Origin of the sequence: Streptomyces sp. Ag109_O5-1 (assembly GCF_003814875.1) — a bacterium.
Classification (GTDB): Bacteria; Actinomycetota; Actinomycetes; order Streptomycetales; family Streptomycetaceae; genus Streptomyces; species Streptomyces sasae.
Genome location: NZ_RKQF01000001.1, coordinates 9,033,423 through 9,048,803, shown reverse-complemented (window position 1 = coordinate 9,048,803; position 15,381 = coordinate 9,033,423). Strand labels below are relative to the sequence as shown.

Annotated in this window: 15 protein-coding genes; 7 read left to right on the top strand and 8 right to left on the bottom strand. The window is 70.3% G+C overall.

Annotated features, from left to right (window positions below; all coding sequences use genetic code 11):
* Positions 1-76 precede the first annotated feature (76 nt).
* The gene (locus tag EDD90_RS41195; protein WP_123978189.1) at positions 77-1,375 is read right to left on the bottom strand and encodes a CynX/NimT family MFS transporter; all 1,299 of its coding nucleotides are present in this window, start codon (positions 1,373-1,375) and stop codon (positions 77-79) included.
* An 88-nt stretch (positions 1,376-1,463) separates the two neighbouring features.
* Here EDD90_RS41195 and EDD90_RS41190 point away from each other — a divergent pair, with 88 nt between their 5' ends.
* Positions 1,464-2,156, top strand: coding sequence for a FadR/GntR family transcriptional regulator (locus EDD90_RS41190; RefSeq protein WP_123978188.1), 693 nt, complete (start codon positions 1,464-1,466; stop codon positions 2,154-2,156).
* Here EDD90_RS41190 and EDD90_RS41185 read toward each other — a convergent pair.
* The 3 genes from EDD90_RS41185 to fabG form a co-directional block, all read right to left on the bottom strand.
* Entirely contained in the window at positions 2,134-2,484 is a 351-nt protein-coding gene (locus tag EDD90_RS41185) for a hypothetical protein (protein WP_123978187.1), read from the bottom strand. The genes EDD90_RS41190 and EDD90_RS41185 overlap by 23 nt on opposite strands.
* A 199-nt stretch (positions 2,485-2,683) precedes the next feature.
* The gene (gene fabI, locus EDD90_RS41180) at positions 2,684-3,451 is read right to left on the bottom strand and encodes an enoyl-ACP reductase FabI (RefSeq protein WP_046727988.1); all 768 of its coding nucleotides are present in this window, start codon (positions 3,449-3,451) and stop codon (positions 2,684-2,686) included.
* A gap of 5 nt (positions 3,452-3,456) precedes the next feature.
* Positions 3,457-4,176, bottom strand: coding sequence for a 3-oxoacyl-[acyl-carrier-protein] reductase (gene fabG / locus EDD90_RS41175; RefSeq protein ID WP_123978186.1), 720 nt, complete (start codon positions 4,174-4,176; stop codon positions 3,457-3,459).
* A gap of 377 nt (positions 4,177-4,553) precedes the next feature.
* Between fabG and EDD90_RS41170 the strand changes: the two genes are divergently transcribed.
* The 3 genes from EDD90_RS41170 to tyrS are packed head-to-tail and all read left to right on the top strand — an operon-like array spanning position 4,554 to position 8,794.
* A complete protein-coding gene (locus tag EDD90_RS41170) occupies positions 4,554-6,077 on the top strand; it encodes a TldD/PmbA family protein (RefSeq protein ID WP_123978185.1) in 1,524 nt (507 codons plus the stop codon).
* Complete coding sequence (locus EDD90_RS41165) at positions 6,074-7,468, top strand: metallopeptidase TldD-related protein (RefSeq protein WP_123978184.1); 1,395 nt, start codon at positions 6,074-6,076, stop codon at positions 7,466-7,468. Before EDD90_RS41170 ends, EDD90_RS41165 begins: the two co-directional genes overlap by 4 nt.
* Positions 7,469-7,525: 57 nt before the next feature.
* Positions 7,526-8,794 (top strand): tyrosine--tRNA ligase, encoded by a 1,269-nt coding sequence (tyrS, locus tag EDD90_RS41160; protein WP_123978183.1) that lies wholly within the window; start codon positions 7,526-7,528, stop codon positions 8,792-8,794.
* A 161-nt stretch (positions 8,795-8,955) separates the two neighbouring features.
* On the opposite strand, the gene EDD90_RS41155 is transcribed toward tyrS, so the two are convergent.
* Complete coding sequence (locus EDD90_RS41155) at positions 8,956-9,234, bottom strand: GlsB/YeaQ/YmgE family stress response membrane protein (RefSeq protein WP_123978182.1); 279 nt, start codon at positions 9,232-9,234, stop codon at positions 8,956-8,958.
* Between the two features lie 245 nt (positions 9,235-9,479).
* On the opposite strand from EDD90_RS41155, the gene EDD90_RS41150 reads away from it, so the two are divergent.
* A complete protein-coding gene (locus EDD90_RS41150; RefSeq protein WP_123978181.1) occupies positions 9,480-9,878 on the top strand; it encodes a DUF3099 domain-containing protein in 399 nt (132 codons plus the stop codon).
* Positions 9,879-10,094: 216 nt separating this feature from the next.
* A complete protein-coding gene (locus tag EDD90_RS41145) occupies positions 10,095-10,322 on the top strand; it encodes a hypothetical protein (RefSeq protein WP_123978180.1) in 228 nt (75 codons plus the stop codon).
* A 13-nt stretch (positions 10,323-10,335) separates the two neighbouring features.
* Here EDD90_RS41145 and moaA read toward each other — a convergent pair whose 3' ends face one another.
* The 3 genes from moaA to EDD90_RS41130 form a co-directional block, all read right to left on the bottom strand.
* A complete protein-coding gene (moaA, locus tag EDD90_RS41140) occupies positions 10,336-11,325 on the bottom strand; it encodes a GTP 3',8-cyclase MoaA (RefSeq protein WP_123978179.1) in 990 nt (329 codons plus the stop codon).
* Positions 11,326-11,481: 156 nt separating this feature from the next.
* Positions 11,482-13,110 (bottom strand): cation acetate symporter, encoded by a 1,629-nt coding sequence (locus EDD90_RS41135; RefSeq protein WP_123978178.1) that lies wholly within the window; start codon positions 13,108-13,110, stop codon positions 11,482-11,484.
* Positions 13,107-13,463, bottom strand: a complete 357-nt coding sequence (locus EDD90_RS41130) for a DUF485 domain-containing protein (RefSeq protein WP_123978177.1) — start codon at positions 13,461-13,463, stop codon at positions 13,107-13,109. Before EDD90_RS41130 ends, EDD90_RS41135 begins: the two co-directional genes overlap by 4 nt.
* A gap of 334 nt (positions 13,464-13,797) precedes the next feature.
* Here EDD90_RS41130 and EDD90_RS41125 point away from each other — a divergent pair, with 334 nt between their 5' ends.
* A complete protein-coding gene (locus EDD90_RS41125; protein WP_123978176.1) occupies positions 13,798-15,324 on the top strand; it encodes a S8 family serine peptidase in 1,527 nt (508 codons plus the stop codon).
* The last annotated feature ends 57 nt before the right edge of the window (positions 15,325-15,381 follow it).

Genomic DNA, 15,381 nt, shown 5'->3' with positions numbered 1-15,381 from the left:
GTGGCACCCGCCGAGGGGGACGGATCGGGCGGGGTGGCCCCGGCGCGTCGCCGTGGGCGTCCGCCGGGCGGCGGAGTCAGCCGGTCGCGGAGGCCGCCTCGTCCTCCACCGTGCGGTCGCGGCCCGCCAGGACGCCCACCGCCATCTGCGGGATCATCAGGCCGACCATGAGGGCGATCGGCAGACCCCAGCCGCCGCCCTGCTGGTAGAGCACGCCCACCAGCAGCGGGCCCGGGATGGAGATGAGGTAGCCGGTGCTCTGGGCGAAGGCGGAGAGCTGGACGACGCCCGCGCCGGTCCTGGACCGCATCCCGACCATCGTGAGGGCGAGCGGGAAGGAGCAGTTGGAGACGCCGAGCAGCAGGGCCCAGGCCCAGGCGCCGCCGGCGGGGGCGAGGTACAGGCCGGCGTACCCGGCGAGGCCGCAGACGCCCAGCACGATCACGATCGGGCCCTGGTGCGGCAGCCGGGTGGCCACGCGCGGGATGACGAAGGCCAGCGGCACGCCCATCACCATGGTGACGGCCAGCAGCACTCCGGCCGTGCTCGCGGGCACGCCCGCGTCCCGGAAGATCTGCGGCATCCAGCCCATCGTGATGTAGGCGGCGGTGGCCTGCAGTCCGAAGAACACGGCGAGCGCCCAGGCGGTGCGGCTGCGGGTGATCTTCAGGGCGGGGGGCTGCCGGTCCGCACGCGCGCGTGCCCCGGCCGGCGGCTCCGGCATCCCCCGGCCCCGTACCAACGGAATCCACGGCAGCACCGCGACCGCCGCGAGCCCGGCCCACACGGCGAGCCCGGACTGCCAACTGCCGCCCAGCGCATCGGTCATGGGCACGGTCACCGCGGCGGCGACCGAGGTGCCGGCGGCGAGGGCCATCGAGTACAGGCCGGTCATGGAGCCGACCCGGTCGGGGAACCAGCGCTTGACGATGACCGGCATCAGCACGTTGCTGACCGCGATGCCCATGAGCGCGAGCGCACTGGCGGCCAGGAAGCCGGCCGTACCCCCGGCGTACGGCCGTATCAGCAGGCCGGCCGTGATGGCGACCATGCCGGCGCAGACCACCGCCGCCGGGCCGAAGCGGCGCGCGAGACGGGGGGCCATCACACCGAAGACGGCGAAGCACAGCGGGGGTACGGAGGTGAGCAGTCCGGCCACGCTGCCGCTCATGCCGAGCCCGTCGCGGACCTCCTCCAGGAGCGCGCCGAGGCTGGTGATGGCGGGGCGGAGGTTGACCGCGGCCAGCAGGATGCCGAGGACCGCCAGCCGCACCGTCCACGCGCGCGTGGCGTTCGCGGGGGTCCGGCCGGGTGCCGTCGGTCGTGCCGTCATGGATGCCGTCGTGGTTTCCTCGCTCGCCATGAGACCCATCATAGAATCATGGGATGATTGGTTGTCCAGTCCCGGGCGGACCAGGCGGCCCCGTACGCTCCCGCCCGGCCCTCCCGTGCGAAGGTGTGTCATGCCTCTGAGCCACCCGCGCCGATCGGCGCTGTCCGAGCAGGTCATCGCCGAGCTGCGGAACCAGATCACCTCGGGCGAGTGGCCGGTCGGCTCGCGCATCCCCACCGAGCCGGAGCTGGTCGAGCAGCTCGGGGTGGCCCGCAACACCGTCCGGGAGGCCGTCCGCGCGCTGGCGCACAACGGCCTGCTGGACATCCGCCAGGGCTCCGGCACGTACGTCGTGGCCACCAGTGAACTGGCGGGCGTGATGTACCGCCGGTTCGCCGAGGCCGACCCCCGGCACATCGCCGAGCTGCGCTCCACGCTGGAGTCGTCGGCGGCCCGGCTGGCCGCGGCGCGGCGCACCGAGAAGGACCTCGGGCAGCTCGACGCCCACCTGGAGCGCCGCGAGCAGGCCTGGCGGACGGGCGAGGCGGAGGCCTTCGTGACCGCGGACGCGACCTTCCACCTGGCCGTGGTCGCCGCCTCGCACAACGACGTGCTGACGGCGATGTACGCGGACCTGGGCGAGGTGCTGCGGGACTGGCTGCGCGCCGACGTGGGCGCCGAGCTGACGCCGGAGACGTACATGGACCACGCCCGGCTGGTCGAGGCGATCCGCGCGGGCGACGCGGACGCGGCCGCCAAGGAGGCGGCGAGCTACCCCTTCCAGTGCCGTCCGGGCAGGCTCAGCCCACCTTCTGGTGGCTGATCCACACCGCGCGGACGTTCTTCCAGCAGCGGCCGCTGAGCCGTACGGTCATCGCGGGCCCGGTGTCGGCCGGGGAGCCGTCGGTGTCGATGTCCCACCACTGGGCGCACTCGATGTGCAGTTGCACCCGGTCGGTGTCGACGTAGGGGTTGTGGCAGTAGGCGACCACACGGGAGCCGTGGACGGTGGTCCGGCACTCGGCGCCGAACAGGTCGGGCGCCGGGCTGTGGCCGTTCGGCACGCGCGCGTGGGACATCGCGTCGTACGGCAGGGAGAGTACGAGGGCCAGGGCCAGGGTCAGAGGGGCCACGCTGCGGGACAGACGCACAAGGGGACCTCCTCGGCCGGGCTGGGGAGGGACGTCGCGGTGAACGCGTAATCCAGCGTGCGCCGTGGCGGCGGCGACGGCCCGGCCGACGGGCCGAACGGGTGAGGCCCGCCCCCTGCGAAGGGAACGGGCCTCTTGAGCGCCGGCTGTCGAACGCCGAAGCGCCGGCAATGGAACGCCGGCTCCTGAGCGCTGCGGGTCAGGCGCCGATGGCGTGCAGACCGCCGTCGACGTGGATGATCTCGCCGGTGGTCTTCGGGAACCAGTCGCTCAGCAGGGCGACGATGCCCTTGCCGGCCGGCTCGGGGTCCTTGAGGTCCCACTCCAGCGGGGAGCGGTGGTCCCAGACCGCGGCCAGGTCGCTGAAGCCCGGGATGGACTTGGCGGCCATGGAGCCGATGGGGCCGGCCGAGATGAGGTTGCAGCGGATGTTCTGCTTGCCCAGGTCGCGCGCGATGTAGCGGCTGGTGGCCTCCAGGGCGGCCTTGGCCGGGCCCATCCAGTCGTACTGCGGCCAGGCGTACTGGGCGTCGAAGGTGAGGCCGACCACCGAGCCGCCGTTCTGCATCAGCGGCAGGCAGGCCATGGTGAGCGACTTCAGGGAGTACGCCGAGACGTGCATGGCGGTGGCGACGGACTCGAACGGGGTGTTGAGGAAGTTGCCGCCGAGCGCGTCCTGGGGGGCGAAGCCGATGGAGTGGACGACGCCGTCGAGGCCGCCGAGCTCCTCGCCGACGAGGTCGGCAAGGCGGCCGAGGTGCTCGTCGTTGGTGACGTCGAGCTCGATGACCTTGGTGGGCTTGGGGAGCTTCTTGGCGATGCGCTCGGTCAGCGTGGGCCGCGGGAACGCGGTGAGGATGATCTCGGCGCCCTGCTCCTGGGCCAGCTTGGCCGCGTGGAAGGCGATGGAGGACTCCATCAGCACACCCGTGATCAGGATGCGCTTGCCCTCGAGGATTCCACTCATGGTGATCAGTGACCCATTCCCAGTCCGCCGTCAACAGGGATGACGGCTCCAGTGATGTACGAGGCGTCGTCCGAGGCGAGGAACCGCACCGTCGCGGCGACCTCCTCGGGCTGCGCGTACCGGCCGAGCGGCACCTGCGACACGATGGTGGCGCGCTGCTCGTCGGTGAGCACCTTGGTCATGTCGGTGTCGACGAAGCCGGGCGCGACGACGTTGAAGGTGATGTTGCGCGAGCCCAGTTCACGGGCGAGGGACCGCGCGAAGCCGACCAGGGCGGCCTTGGAGGCGGCGTAGTTGGCCTGGCCGGGACCGCCGTAGAGGCCGACGACCGAGGAGATGAGGACGACGCGGCCCTTCTTGGCGCGCAGCATGCCGCGGTTGGCGCGCTTGACCACGCGGAAGGTGCCGGTGAGGTTGGTGTCGACGACCGAGGTGAAGTCTTCCTCGGACATGCGCATCAGGAGCGTGTCCTTGGTGATGCCGGCGTTGGCGATCAGGACCTCGACCGGGCCGTGCGCGTCCTCGATCTCCTTGTAGGCCTGCTCCACCTGCTCGGAGTCGGTGATGTCGCACTTGACGGCGAGGCAGCCCAGTTCCTTGAGGACGGCCGGCGGCTCACCCGAGCGGTACGTGATGGCGACCTTGTCGCCGTTGTCGGCGAAAGCGCGGGCGATGGCGAGGCCGATGCCCCGGTTGCCTCCAGTGACGAGAACCGAGCGGCTCAACGGATCACCCTTTCGTTCGGTCTGACGACCCGCCCGAACAGCTGGCATGACAGGCGGCTTCATCGAAAACCTATCGGTCCCGTCATCTCCACGGGCAAGCGGGCACCGACAGTGGCTCGGGGGTGTCGCTGTCGGGTTTCTACAGTCGGCGGCCGGGTCGGTCCGCCGTTCCGGGACCGCGGGCGGGCAAACCCGCCCTGCGTGCCGTGTCGGGTACCCGGCGGTCGTACTTCACGGAGGGTGTCCCGCGTCGGTCGGCCACGAGCCTTCCCGCCGCCCTCTCCGCCCCCGAAATTTTTCCCGGGAATCCCGTATCCGGGACATGATTCACTGCCTGTGACGGTCACCACAGAAGCACCTCGAAGGGATTCCCACCCGTGCCCCATGAAATCGATCAGTCGTTTCTGGCACTTCCACTGAGGGCCCTGGCCGACGCCGCGCTGGCACGCGCGCGTGCACTCGGGGCCACGCACGCGGACTTCCGGTTCGAGCGGGTGCGCAGCGCGTCCTGGCGGCTGCGGGACGCCAAGCCCGCCGGGTCCTCGGACACCACCGACCTCGGGTACGCGGTCCGGGTCGTGCACGGCGGTACGTGGGGCTTCGCGTCGGGGGTGGACCTGACCCTCGACGCGGCCGCCAAGGTCGCCTCACAGGCGGTGGCCATGGCGAAACTCTCGGCGCAGGTCATCAAGGCCGCCGGTTCCGATGAGCGGGTGGAGCTGGCCGGCGAGCCGGTGCACGCGGAGAGGACGTGGGTCTCGTCGTACGAGATCGACCCGTTCTCCGTGCCGGACGAGGAGAAGTCGGCTCTGCTCACGGAGTGGAGCACGCAACTGCTGGCGGCGAACGGGGTCAATCACGTCGACGCCTCGCTGCTCACCGTGCACGAGAACAAGTTCTACGCCGATACGGCGGGCACCGTGACCACGCAGCAGCGGGTGCGGCTGCATCCGCAGCTGACGGCCGTGTCGGTCGACGAGTCCAGCGGCGAGTTCGACTCGATGCGGACCATCGCGCCGCCGGTCGGGCGCGGCTGGGAGTACCTCACCGGCACCGGCTGGGACTGGGAGAGCGAGCTGGAGCAGATCCCGGAGCTGCTCGCCGAGAAGATGCGGGCGCCCAGTGTCGAGGCGGGGCTGTACGACCTCGTCGTCGACCCGTCCAACCTGTGGCTGACCATCCACGAGTCCATCGGCCACGCCACCGAGCTGGACCGCGCGCTCGGCTACGAGGCCGCCTACGCCGGTACCTCCTTCGCCACCTTCGACCAGCTCGGCAAGTTGAAGTACGGCTCCGAGCTCATGAACGTCACCGGCGACCGCACCGCCGAGCACGGTCTCGCGACGATCGGGTACGACGACGAAGGTGTCGAGGGCCAGTCCTGGGACCTCGTCAAGGACGGCACGCTCGTCGGCTACCAGCTGGACCGCAGGATCGCGAAGCTGACCGGCTTCGACCGCTCCAACGGATGCGCGTACGCCGACTCCCCCGGGCATGTGCCCGTGCAGCGCATGGCCAACGTGTCGCTTCAGCCGGATCCGGCCGGGCTGGCCACGGAGGACCTGATCGGCGGGGTGGACCGCGGGATCTACGTCGTCGGCGACCGGTCCTGGTCCATCGACATGCAGCGCTACAACTTCCAGTTCACCGGCCAGCGGTTCTTCCGGATCGAGAACGGCCGGATCACCGGGCAGCTGCGCGATGTCGCCTACCAGGCGACGACCACCGACTTCTGGGGCTCCATGGCGGCCGTCGGCGGTCCGCAGACGTACGTCCTCGGCGGCGCCTTCAACTGCGGCAAGGCCCAGCCCGGACAGGTCGCCGCCGTGTCCCACGGCTGTCCCTCGGCCCTCTTCAAGGGCGTCAACATCCTCAACACCACGCAGGAGGCCGGTCGATGAGCGCCCGCAGCAGCAAGCCGCACGAGATCGTCGAGCGGGCCCTGGAACTGTCCCGGGCCGACGGCTGTGTGGTGATCGCCGACGAGCACTCCACCGCCAACCTGCGCTGGGCCGGCAACGCGCTGACCACGAACGGCGTCACGCGCGGGCGTTCGCTCACCGTCGTCGCCACCGTCGACGGCAAGGAGGGCATGGCCTCGGGTGTGGTGTCCCGCTCGGCCGTGACCGCCGACGAGCTGGAGCCGCTGGTGCGGGCCGCCGAGGCCGCCGCGCGAGGCGCCGGTGCCGCCGAGGACGCCCAGCCGCTGGTCACGGGCGTCCCGGAGGCGCCGGACTTCAAGGACGCGCCCGCAGAGACCTCCTCCGCCGTGTTCGCGGACTTCGCCCCGGCGCTCGGTGAGGCCTTCGCACGCGCGCGTGCGGGCGGCCGCGAGCTGTACGGCTTCGCCAACCACGAGCTGGTCTCGACGTACCTGGGCACCTCGACCGGGCTGCGGCTGCGGCACGACCAGCCCACCGGCACGCTGGAACTGAACGCCAAGTCCCCGGACCGCACCCGGTCGGCCTGGGCCGGGCGGTCCACCCGGGACTTCAAGGACGTCGACCCGGGCGCGCTCGACGCGGAGCTGGCCGTACGGCTCGGCTGGGCCGAGCGGCGCGTGGACCTGCCGGCCGGACGCTACGAGACGCTGCTGCCGCCGACCGCCGTGGCCGATTTGCTGATCTACCAGCTGTGGTCGGCGTCCGGGCGGGACGCGGCCGAGGGGCGGACGGTGTTCTCCAAGCCGGGCGGCGGCACCCGCGTCGGCGAGAAGCTGACCGATCTGCCGCTGACCCTGCGCACCGACCCGAACGAGCCGGGTCTGGAGTCCGCGCCCTTCGTCGTCGCGCACTCCTCCGGCGGCGACCAGTCCGTCTTCGACAACGGGCTGCCGGTCACCGCCACCGAGTGGGTCTCGGGCGGCGAGCTGAAGCACCTGACGACCACCCGGCACAGTGCCGGTCTCACCGGGCTGCCGGTCGCCCCGGCGGGCGGGAACCTGATCCTGGACGGCGGCGAGGACCGCTCCCTGGAGGACATGGTCGCCGCCACCGAGCGCGGGCTGCTGCTGACCTGCCTCTGGTACATCCGCGAGGTGGACCCGGCGACCCTGCTGCTCACCGGTCTGACCCGGGACGGCGTCTACCTGGTGGAGAACGGTCAGGTCACCGGGCAGGTGAACAACTTCCGGTTCAACGAGTCGCCGGTGGACCTGCTGGGGCGGGCCACGGAGGCCGGGCGCACGGAAAAGACGCTGCCGAGGGAGTGGAGCGACTGGTTCACTAGGGCTGCGATGCCCGCGCTGCGGGTGCCCGACTTCAATATGAGCTCTGTCAGTCAGGGCGTATAACCTCGTAGCCGGTGGTCGCACGACTGCCCGAAGATCATCCAAGGAGATACGAGAACCGTGACGGACATCGTCGACGAGCTGAAGTGGCGGGGGCTGTTCGCCCTGTCCACTGACGAGGACGCTTTGCACAAGGCTCTCGCGGACGGTCCCGTCACGTTCTATTGCGGTTTCGACCCGACCGCGCCGTCCCTGCACGTCGGACACCTGGTGCAGGTGCTCACCGTGCGCCGGCTCCAGCAGGCCGGGCACCGGCCGCTGGCGCTGGTGGGCGGTGCGACGGGTCTGATCGGCGACCCGCGCCCGACGGCCGAGCGCACGCTGAACGCCCCCGAGACGGTCGCGGGCTGGGTCGGCAAGCTCCGCGCCCAGATCGAGCCGTTCCTGTCCTTCGAGGGCGAGAACGCGGCCGTCATGGTCAACAACCTCGACTGGACCGAGGGCCTCTCCGCCATCGAGTTCCTGCGGGACATCGGCAAGCACTTCCGCGTCAACAAGATGCTGACCAAGGACTCCGTGGCCCGCCGCCTGGAGTCCGACCAGGGCATCAGCTACACGGAGTTCAGCTACCAGATCCTCCAGGGCATGGACTTCCTCCAGCTCTTCCGGCGGTACGGCTGCACCCTCCAGCAGGGCGGCAGCGACCAGTGGGGCAACCTCACGGCCGGCCTGGACCTGATCCACCGCCTGGAGCCGCACGCGAGCGTGCACGCGCTGGCGACGCCGCTGATGACCAAGGCGGACGGCACCAAGTTCGGCAAGACCGAGGGCGGCGCCATCTGGCTCGACGCCGAGATGACGACGCCGTACGCGTTCTACCAGTTCTGGCTGAACGTGGACGACCGGGACATCTCAACCTACCTGCGGATCCTGTCCTTCAAGTCCCGCGAGGAGCTTGAGGAGCTGGAGAAGCAGACGGAGGAGCGGCCGCAGGCGCGGGCCGCACAGCGGGCGCTGGCGGAGGAGCTGACGACGCTCGTCCACGGGGCCGACCAGACGGCCGCGGTGATCGCCGCGTCCAAGGCGCTGTTCGGTCAGGGTGAGCTGGCGGAGCTGGACGATCGGACGCTGGCCGCCGCGCTGGCCGAGGTGCCGCATGTCCAGGTCACCGAGCTGGGGCCGGTGGTCGACCTGTTCGCCGAGGTCGGGCTGGTGGCCAGCAAGTCCGCCGCCCGGCGGACCGTGAAGGAGGGCGGGGCCTACGTGAACAACGTGAAGGTGACCGCCGAGGACGCGGTGCCCTCCGGGGACGAGCTGCTGCACGGGCGGTGGCTGGTGCTGCGGCGGGGGAAGAAGAACCTGGCGGCTGTCGAGGTCGTGGGTTCATAAGCGCCGGTTCGTAGGCGCCGGTTCGTAGGCGCCGGTTCGTAGGCGCCGTAGGGGTGCGGGTGCGTTGCGGAGTGCCGGTCTGTCGTGGCTGGTCGCGCAGTTCCCCGCGCCCCTGACGGGCGCTTCGGTGCGGGGCGTTTTGAAGTTCGGGGCGCTCCAGCTCAGACTCGATGCCTTCGCTTGCCCACGGTCGACACGTACGCCATGTCGCCCAGGGCCACGATGATGATGGCGGCGACCAGCTGGAACAGATGACGGGTCCAGTCGATGCCCGGTGTCGCCGCGACGCCCACCGCGCGGGCGATCGCGTTTCCGGCGATCGCGCCCAGCATGCCGAAGATCGTCGTCAGCCAGAGGGGGCTGTGCTGCTTGCCGGGGATGATCGCCTTCGCGATCAGGCCCAGCACGAATCCCACGATGATCGCCCACAACCAACCCATGGCTGCCTCCTGGTACGGCTCGACGTGAGCATTACGCCAAGTCTCGGTCCGTCCTCCGTACGGCGCATGTCGGTACGCCCGTACGCGGTACGGCGCGGGGCGTTCACGCAGGCGGGAGGGCGACCCGGTCTCGAAGGCGGCGCAGGCGCGGCGTAACGTGGAATCAGTCCTGGCCCGGTTCCCCGAACGGGTGCGGACAGGGTACGGGCCGGGGAGAGTCCGATGCAGGCGGATGGTGGAATGTGATGCGGAAGCAGCGCGGCGGCGGCAACGTCCAGGTGTTCCGGATCACCGGAGCCCGGACCGGCCTGGCGGAGGATGTGCGCGCCCGGCAGCGTCGGTACGTCATCTCGATGAGTGTCCGGACCGTGTCGGTGATCCTCGCGGCCACGTTGTGGAACGTCGAACGGTACGTCGCCGTCGTGGCGTTGGTGCTCGGGGCGCTGCTCCCCTATGTCGCGGTCGTCATCGCCAACGCGGGCCGGGAACGGCCGCCCTCGCTTCCCTCGACGTTCGGCATCGCCCCGACCAGGCCGATGATCGCACCGCCGCGCGCTGAGGACCCGCACACGGAGTCCGCCCCGGAAGACGTGGTGGCGGATCCGGCGGCGGGGGTGCGCGGCGAGCGGCCGGAGGCGGTCTGAGTACGGGGACGCTGCGTAAACGGACGGCGGCTCCGGACAATGCTCAAGAAAAGCTCAGATCAATCGTGCTGTTCCAGTGCCGGGCCAAGGGTGACCCATGACATACTGCGTACGCGCTCCGCATCCCCCGTCGGAGCGACGGACCGACGCCGGGCAGCTCCCCCCGTGGCTGCTCGGCGTCGCCTTGTTTGCGGGGCTTTTCTGCAGGACGAAGCAGTGCGAGACGAAGCAGTGAGTGACGTTGTTGTCTGTTCGGCGAAGGGGTGCCACGCCGACGCGGAGTGGGTGCTCGCGTGGAACAACCCCAAGATTCACACCCCGGAGCGGCGCAAGACCTGGCTCGCCTGTGAGGAGCACCGGGAGCATCTGTCGCAGTTCCTGAGCGTGCGGGGGTTCTTGAAGGACGTCGTGTTGTTGAGGGAGTGGGAGGAGCAGGGGGACTGAGCGGCAGGCCGCTCTAGCCTCCGATCGCGGACATCGGCCGGTCCGGCTGGACGAACGTGGGATCGTCCAGACCCGCCCCTGCCTTCTTCCCCCACATCGCCAGCCGCCAGATGCGGGCGATCTCCTCGTCGGAGCCGCCCGAGCGCAGCGCGCCGCGCAGGTCCGTCTCCTCCCTGGCGAACAGGCAGGTCCGTATCTGGCCGTCGGCCGTGAGGCGGGTGCGGTCGCAGGCGGCGCAGAACGGGCGGGTGACCGAGGCGATGACGCCGACGCGGTGCGGTCCGCCGTCGACCAGCCAGCGCTCCGCCGGGGCCGAGCCACGGTCGTCCGCGCCCTCGGGGGCGAGGTCGAAGCGGGTGCGGAGCGAGGCCAGGATGTCCCCCGCCGTGACCATGCTCTCGCGCTTCCAGCCGTGCTGGGCGTCCAAGGGCATCTGCTCGATGAAACGCAGCTCGTAGCCGTGCGCCAACGCCCAGGCCAGCAGGTCGGGGGCCTCGTCCTCGTTCAGGCCCGGCATCAGGACCGTGTTGACCTTGACCGGGGTGAGGCCGGCGTCGTGGGCGGCCTGGAGGCCGGCGAGGACGTCCCCGTGGCGGTCGCGGCGGGTGAGGGTCTTGAAGACATCGGGGCGGAGCGTGTCCAGGGAGACGTTGACCCGGTCGAGGCCGGCCGCCTTCAGGGCCGTCGCGGTGCGGCGCAGGCCGATGCCGTTGGTCGTCAGGGACATCTGGGGGCGAGGGGCCAGCGCCGCCACCCGCTCCACGATGCCGACCAGACCGGGGCGCAGCAGCGGCTCGCCGCCGGTGAAGCGGACCTCCTCGATGCCCAGCAGGCGCACGGCGATGTCGATGAGGCGGACGATCTCGTCGTCCGTGAGCAGGTCGGGCTTGGCCAGCCACTGCAGACCCTCCTCGGGCATGCAGTACGTACAGCGCAGATTGCACCGGTCGGTCAGCGACACTCGCAGGTCGGTGGCCACTCGGCCGTATGTGTCGATGAGCACTGTGGGCCCCCTCCCTCGTTCCTGACCGGTTCTCCGCCGTCACTTGTGAGCCTACGTGACGGCGCCGACAACGGGAGGGGCCCGATGCCACGAGGTACGACGCGGCCGCGTCGTAGGACCCTACGATCCCGTCGACGCGGCCAGTCGTACGAAGGTTCAGTGCGCCCCGGTGCCGGTCAGGGACCGCACCTCCAGCTCTGCGTACTTCGCGGTGTCCGGGACCTCCTTGGACAACAGAGTGCCCAGGACGCCGAGAAGGAATCCGACCGGGATCGAGATGATGCCCGGGTTCTCCAGCGGGAACCAGTGGAAGTCGACGCCCGGGAACATCGACGACTCCTTGCCGGACACCACCGGTGAGAAGAGGACCAGGCCGACCGCGGTGACCAGGCCGCCGTAGATCGACCAGAGGGCCCCGGCGGTGGTGAACCGCTTCCAGAAGAGGCTGTAGAGGATGGTCGGCAGGTTGGCGGAGGCGGCGACCGCGAAGGCGAGGGCGACCAGGCCGGCGACGTTCAGGTCGCGGGCGAGGGCGCCGAGGACGATCGAGACCGCGCCGATGCCGACGGTGGCCCAGCGGGCCGCGCCCAGCTCCTGCTTCTCGGTGGCCTGCCCCTTCTTGATGACGTTCGCATAGATGTCGTGGGCGAAGGAGGAGGACGAGGCGAGGGTCAGGCCGGCGACCACCGCGAGGATCGTCGCGAAGGCCACCGCCGAGATGGTGGCCAGCAGAATCGCGCCCCAGTTGGAGTCGACGCCGCCCAGGTGCAGGGCGAGCAGCGGGGCGGCGGTGTTGCCGGACTTGTTGGAGGCGATGATCTCGTCCGGTTTGATCAGCGCGGCCGCGCCGAAGCCGAGGGCGAGGGTCATCAGGTAGAAGGTGCCGATCAGGCCGATCGCCCAGAGGACCGACTTCCGGGCCGCCTTCGCGGTGGGCACGGTGTAGAAGCGGATCAGGATGTGCGGCAGGCCGGCGGTGCCCAGGACCAGGGCGATACCGAGGGAGAGGAAGTCCAGCTTGCTGGTGCCGGTGGCGCCGTACTTGAGGCCGGGCTCCAGGAAGGCGGATCCCTTGCCGCTGTTGTCGGCGGCCTTGCCGAGCAGGTCGGAGACGTTGAAGTTGAACTTGGCCAGGACCATGAGGGTCAGCAGCAGGGCGCCCGCGATGAGGAGCACGGCCTTGACCATCTGGACCCAGGTGGTGCCCTTCATGCCGCCGATGGTGACGTAGACGATCATCAGAACGCCGACCAGGGCGACGATGGCGATCTTGCCGCCGTCGCTGGTGATGCCGAGGAGGAGGGAGACGAGGACGCCCGCTCCAGCCATCTGGGCGAGGAGGTAGAAGATCGAGACGACGATCGTGGAGGTGCCGGCGGCCGTGCGGACGGGACGCTGGCGCATGCGGTACGCCAGGACGTCGCCCATGGTGTAGCGGCCGGAGTTGCGCAGCGGTTCGGCGACCAGGAGGAGCGCGACGAGCCAGGCGACCAGGAAGCCGATCGAGTAGAGGAAGCCGTCGTAGCCGAAGAGGGCGATGGCGCCGGCGATGCCGAGGAAGGACGCGGCGGACATGTAGTCGCCGGAGACGGCGAGGCCGTTCTGGAAGCCGGTGAACTGGCGGCCGCCCGCGTAGAAGTCGGCGGCGTCCTTGGTCTGGCGGCCGGCCCAGACGGTGATGACGAGGGTCGCGGCGACGAACACCGAGAACAGGGTGATGATCAGCGCCCGGTGCTGGCTCGCCTCGCCGGCGGCGAGCAGGGTGGTGTGCTGTGCGGGGCTCATGCGCCGCCCTCCATCCGGGACTTGATGGCCTCGGCCTTGGGGTCGAGCTTGGCGGCGGCGTGCCGTGAGTACCACCAGGCGATCAGGAACGTGGTGAGGAACTGGGCGAGGCCGAGGACGAGGGCCACGTTGATGTTGCCGACGACCTTGGTGCCCATGAACCCGTCCGCGTAGTTGGAGAGCAGGACGTACAGCAGGTACCAGGCGATGAAGGCGAAGGTCAGCGGGAAGGCGAAGGAGCGGTAGGAGTGCCGCAGTTCGGCGAACTCCGGACTCTGCTGCACCCCGGCGAACTCCTCGCTGGAGGGGTGCCGGGTCTGCGTGTTCGAGGGCGGTGGTGTCTCGGTAGCCACGGAGTCTCCTCGCGATACGGACATGCGGATTCTGACCTCACAGACACTTGGCTCACCCACCGGGAGTAATGGAGCGACTCCCGTAAGTGATACCGACGGGGGGCCTCGATCCTGCTGCGGCTCCCTGCTCAAGGTCACGGCGCCACGCGTGGGCGGGTTCAACACGCCCGGGTTCTTTCGGAAGTCGTCCGCGTGAGTCGCCTTTGCTCATTGCTGGCCGGCGAGTGCGGGAGATAGCTTCACCCTGCACCACCCGTCATGTACCTGCCCAAGCGCCACTCGCGTCTTGGGCGGTTTCGGTTTCGGTTGATGTCCCGGATGATGTGGAGACCCCATGGCTCATCTGCGTTCCAGACGCGGGCTGGCGCTCGCCGTCCCGGTCGCCCTGTCGCTGACCGCCTCGCTCGGCCTGCTGCCGACGACGGCCTCCGCGGCACCGATGACGGCCCCGGCTGCGCGGTCGGCGGACGGGCCGAACCTGGCCTACGTCGTCAACACCAGGACGGATCACCGCACGATCGAGTCGGTGCGGCGGGCGATCGCCCGCAACGGCGGCACGGTCGTCGTGTCGTACGACAGGATCGGGGTGATCGTCGTGCACTCGGCGAACCCGGACTTCGGCGTGGCGATGCGCGCGGTGCGCGGGGTGCAGTCGGCGGGGGCCACCCGGACGGCTCCGCTGAGCGCGGCGGGGACCACGGACGAGGGTGCCGTGCAGGTCCTGTCGAAGGCTGAGGCCGCGAAGGTCGAGCAGAGGTCGACGACGGGTCAGGAGCCCCTTGAGGCCGACCAGTGGGACCTGCGGGCGATCGGCGCCGACAAGGCCGCCGCGGTCAATCCGGGGAGCCGCTCGGTGACCGTCGGGATCATCGACACCGGCGTCGACGACACCCACCCGGACATCGCCCCCAACTTCTCCGCCTTCCAGTCCGCGAACTGCGTGAGCGGCAAGGCGGACACGACGTACGGCGCCTGGCGGCCGGCGGACGCCGCGCACTACCACGGCACACATGTCGCCGGTGAGATAGCCGCCGCCCGCAACGGCATCGGCGTGGCGGGTGTGGCACCGGGGGTGAAGGTCGCGAGCATCACCGTCGCACAGCCCGACTCGACGCAGCTGTTCTATCCGGAGAGCGTCGTCTGCGCCTTCGTGTTCGCCGCCGACCACGGCATCCAGATCACCAACAACAGCTACTACGTCGATCCATGGCTGTACAACTGCATGGACGACCCGGATCAACGTGCCATCGTTGACGCGGTCAACAGGGCACAGCTGTACGCCCAGAGCAGGGGCACACTCAATGTGGCCGCGGCGGGCAACTCGAACGACGACCTCGACTCGCACGCCCTCGTCGACGACTCCAGCCCCGACGACTCGACGGCCACGCCCCGGACGGTCGACCCGCACGAGTGCTTCGACGTGCCGACCCAGCTGCCCGGTGTGGTCACCGTGAGCGCGGTCGGCGTCAACGACACCAAGTCCTACTACTCCAGCTACGGACTGGGCGTCATCGACGTGGCGGGTCCCGGCGGCGACAAGTACCAGATCCCGGACACGCCGTCGAAGAACGGCCGCATCCTGTCCACCCTGCCGAACGACCAGTACGGCTTCCTCCAGGGCACCTCGATGGCGACCCCGCACGTGGCCGCGGTGGCCGCGCTGCTGAAGTCCGCCCACCCGCACGCGGGCCCGGCCCAGCTGCAGGCCCTGCTCAAGGCCGAGGCGGACAACCCGGGCTGCCCGGCGGGCCCCTACGACGGGGACGGCGACGGCGTCGTGGACGCCACCTGTGCGGGCGGCAAACACATCAACGGCTTCTACGGCGCCGGTGTCGTCGACGCGCTCCGCGCGGTCAAGTGACCATCGCCCAGCAGGACTTCCCGCACGGCATGCCCGTTTCGCGAACGAACCGGAGGC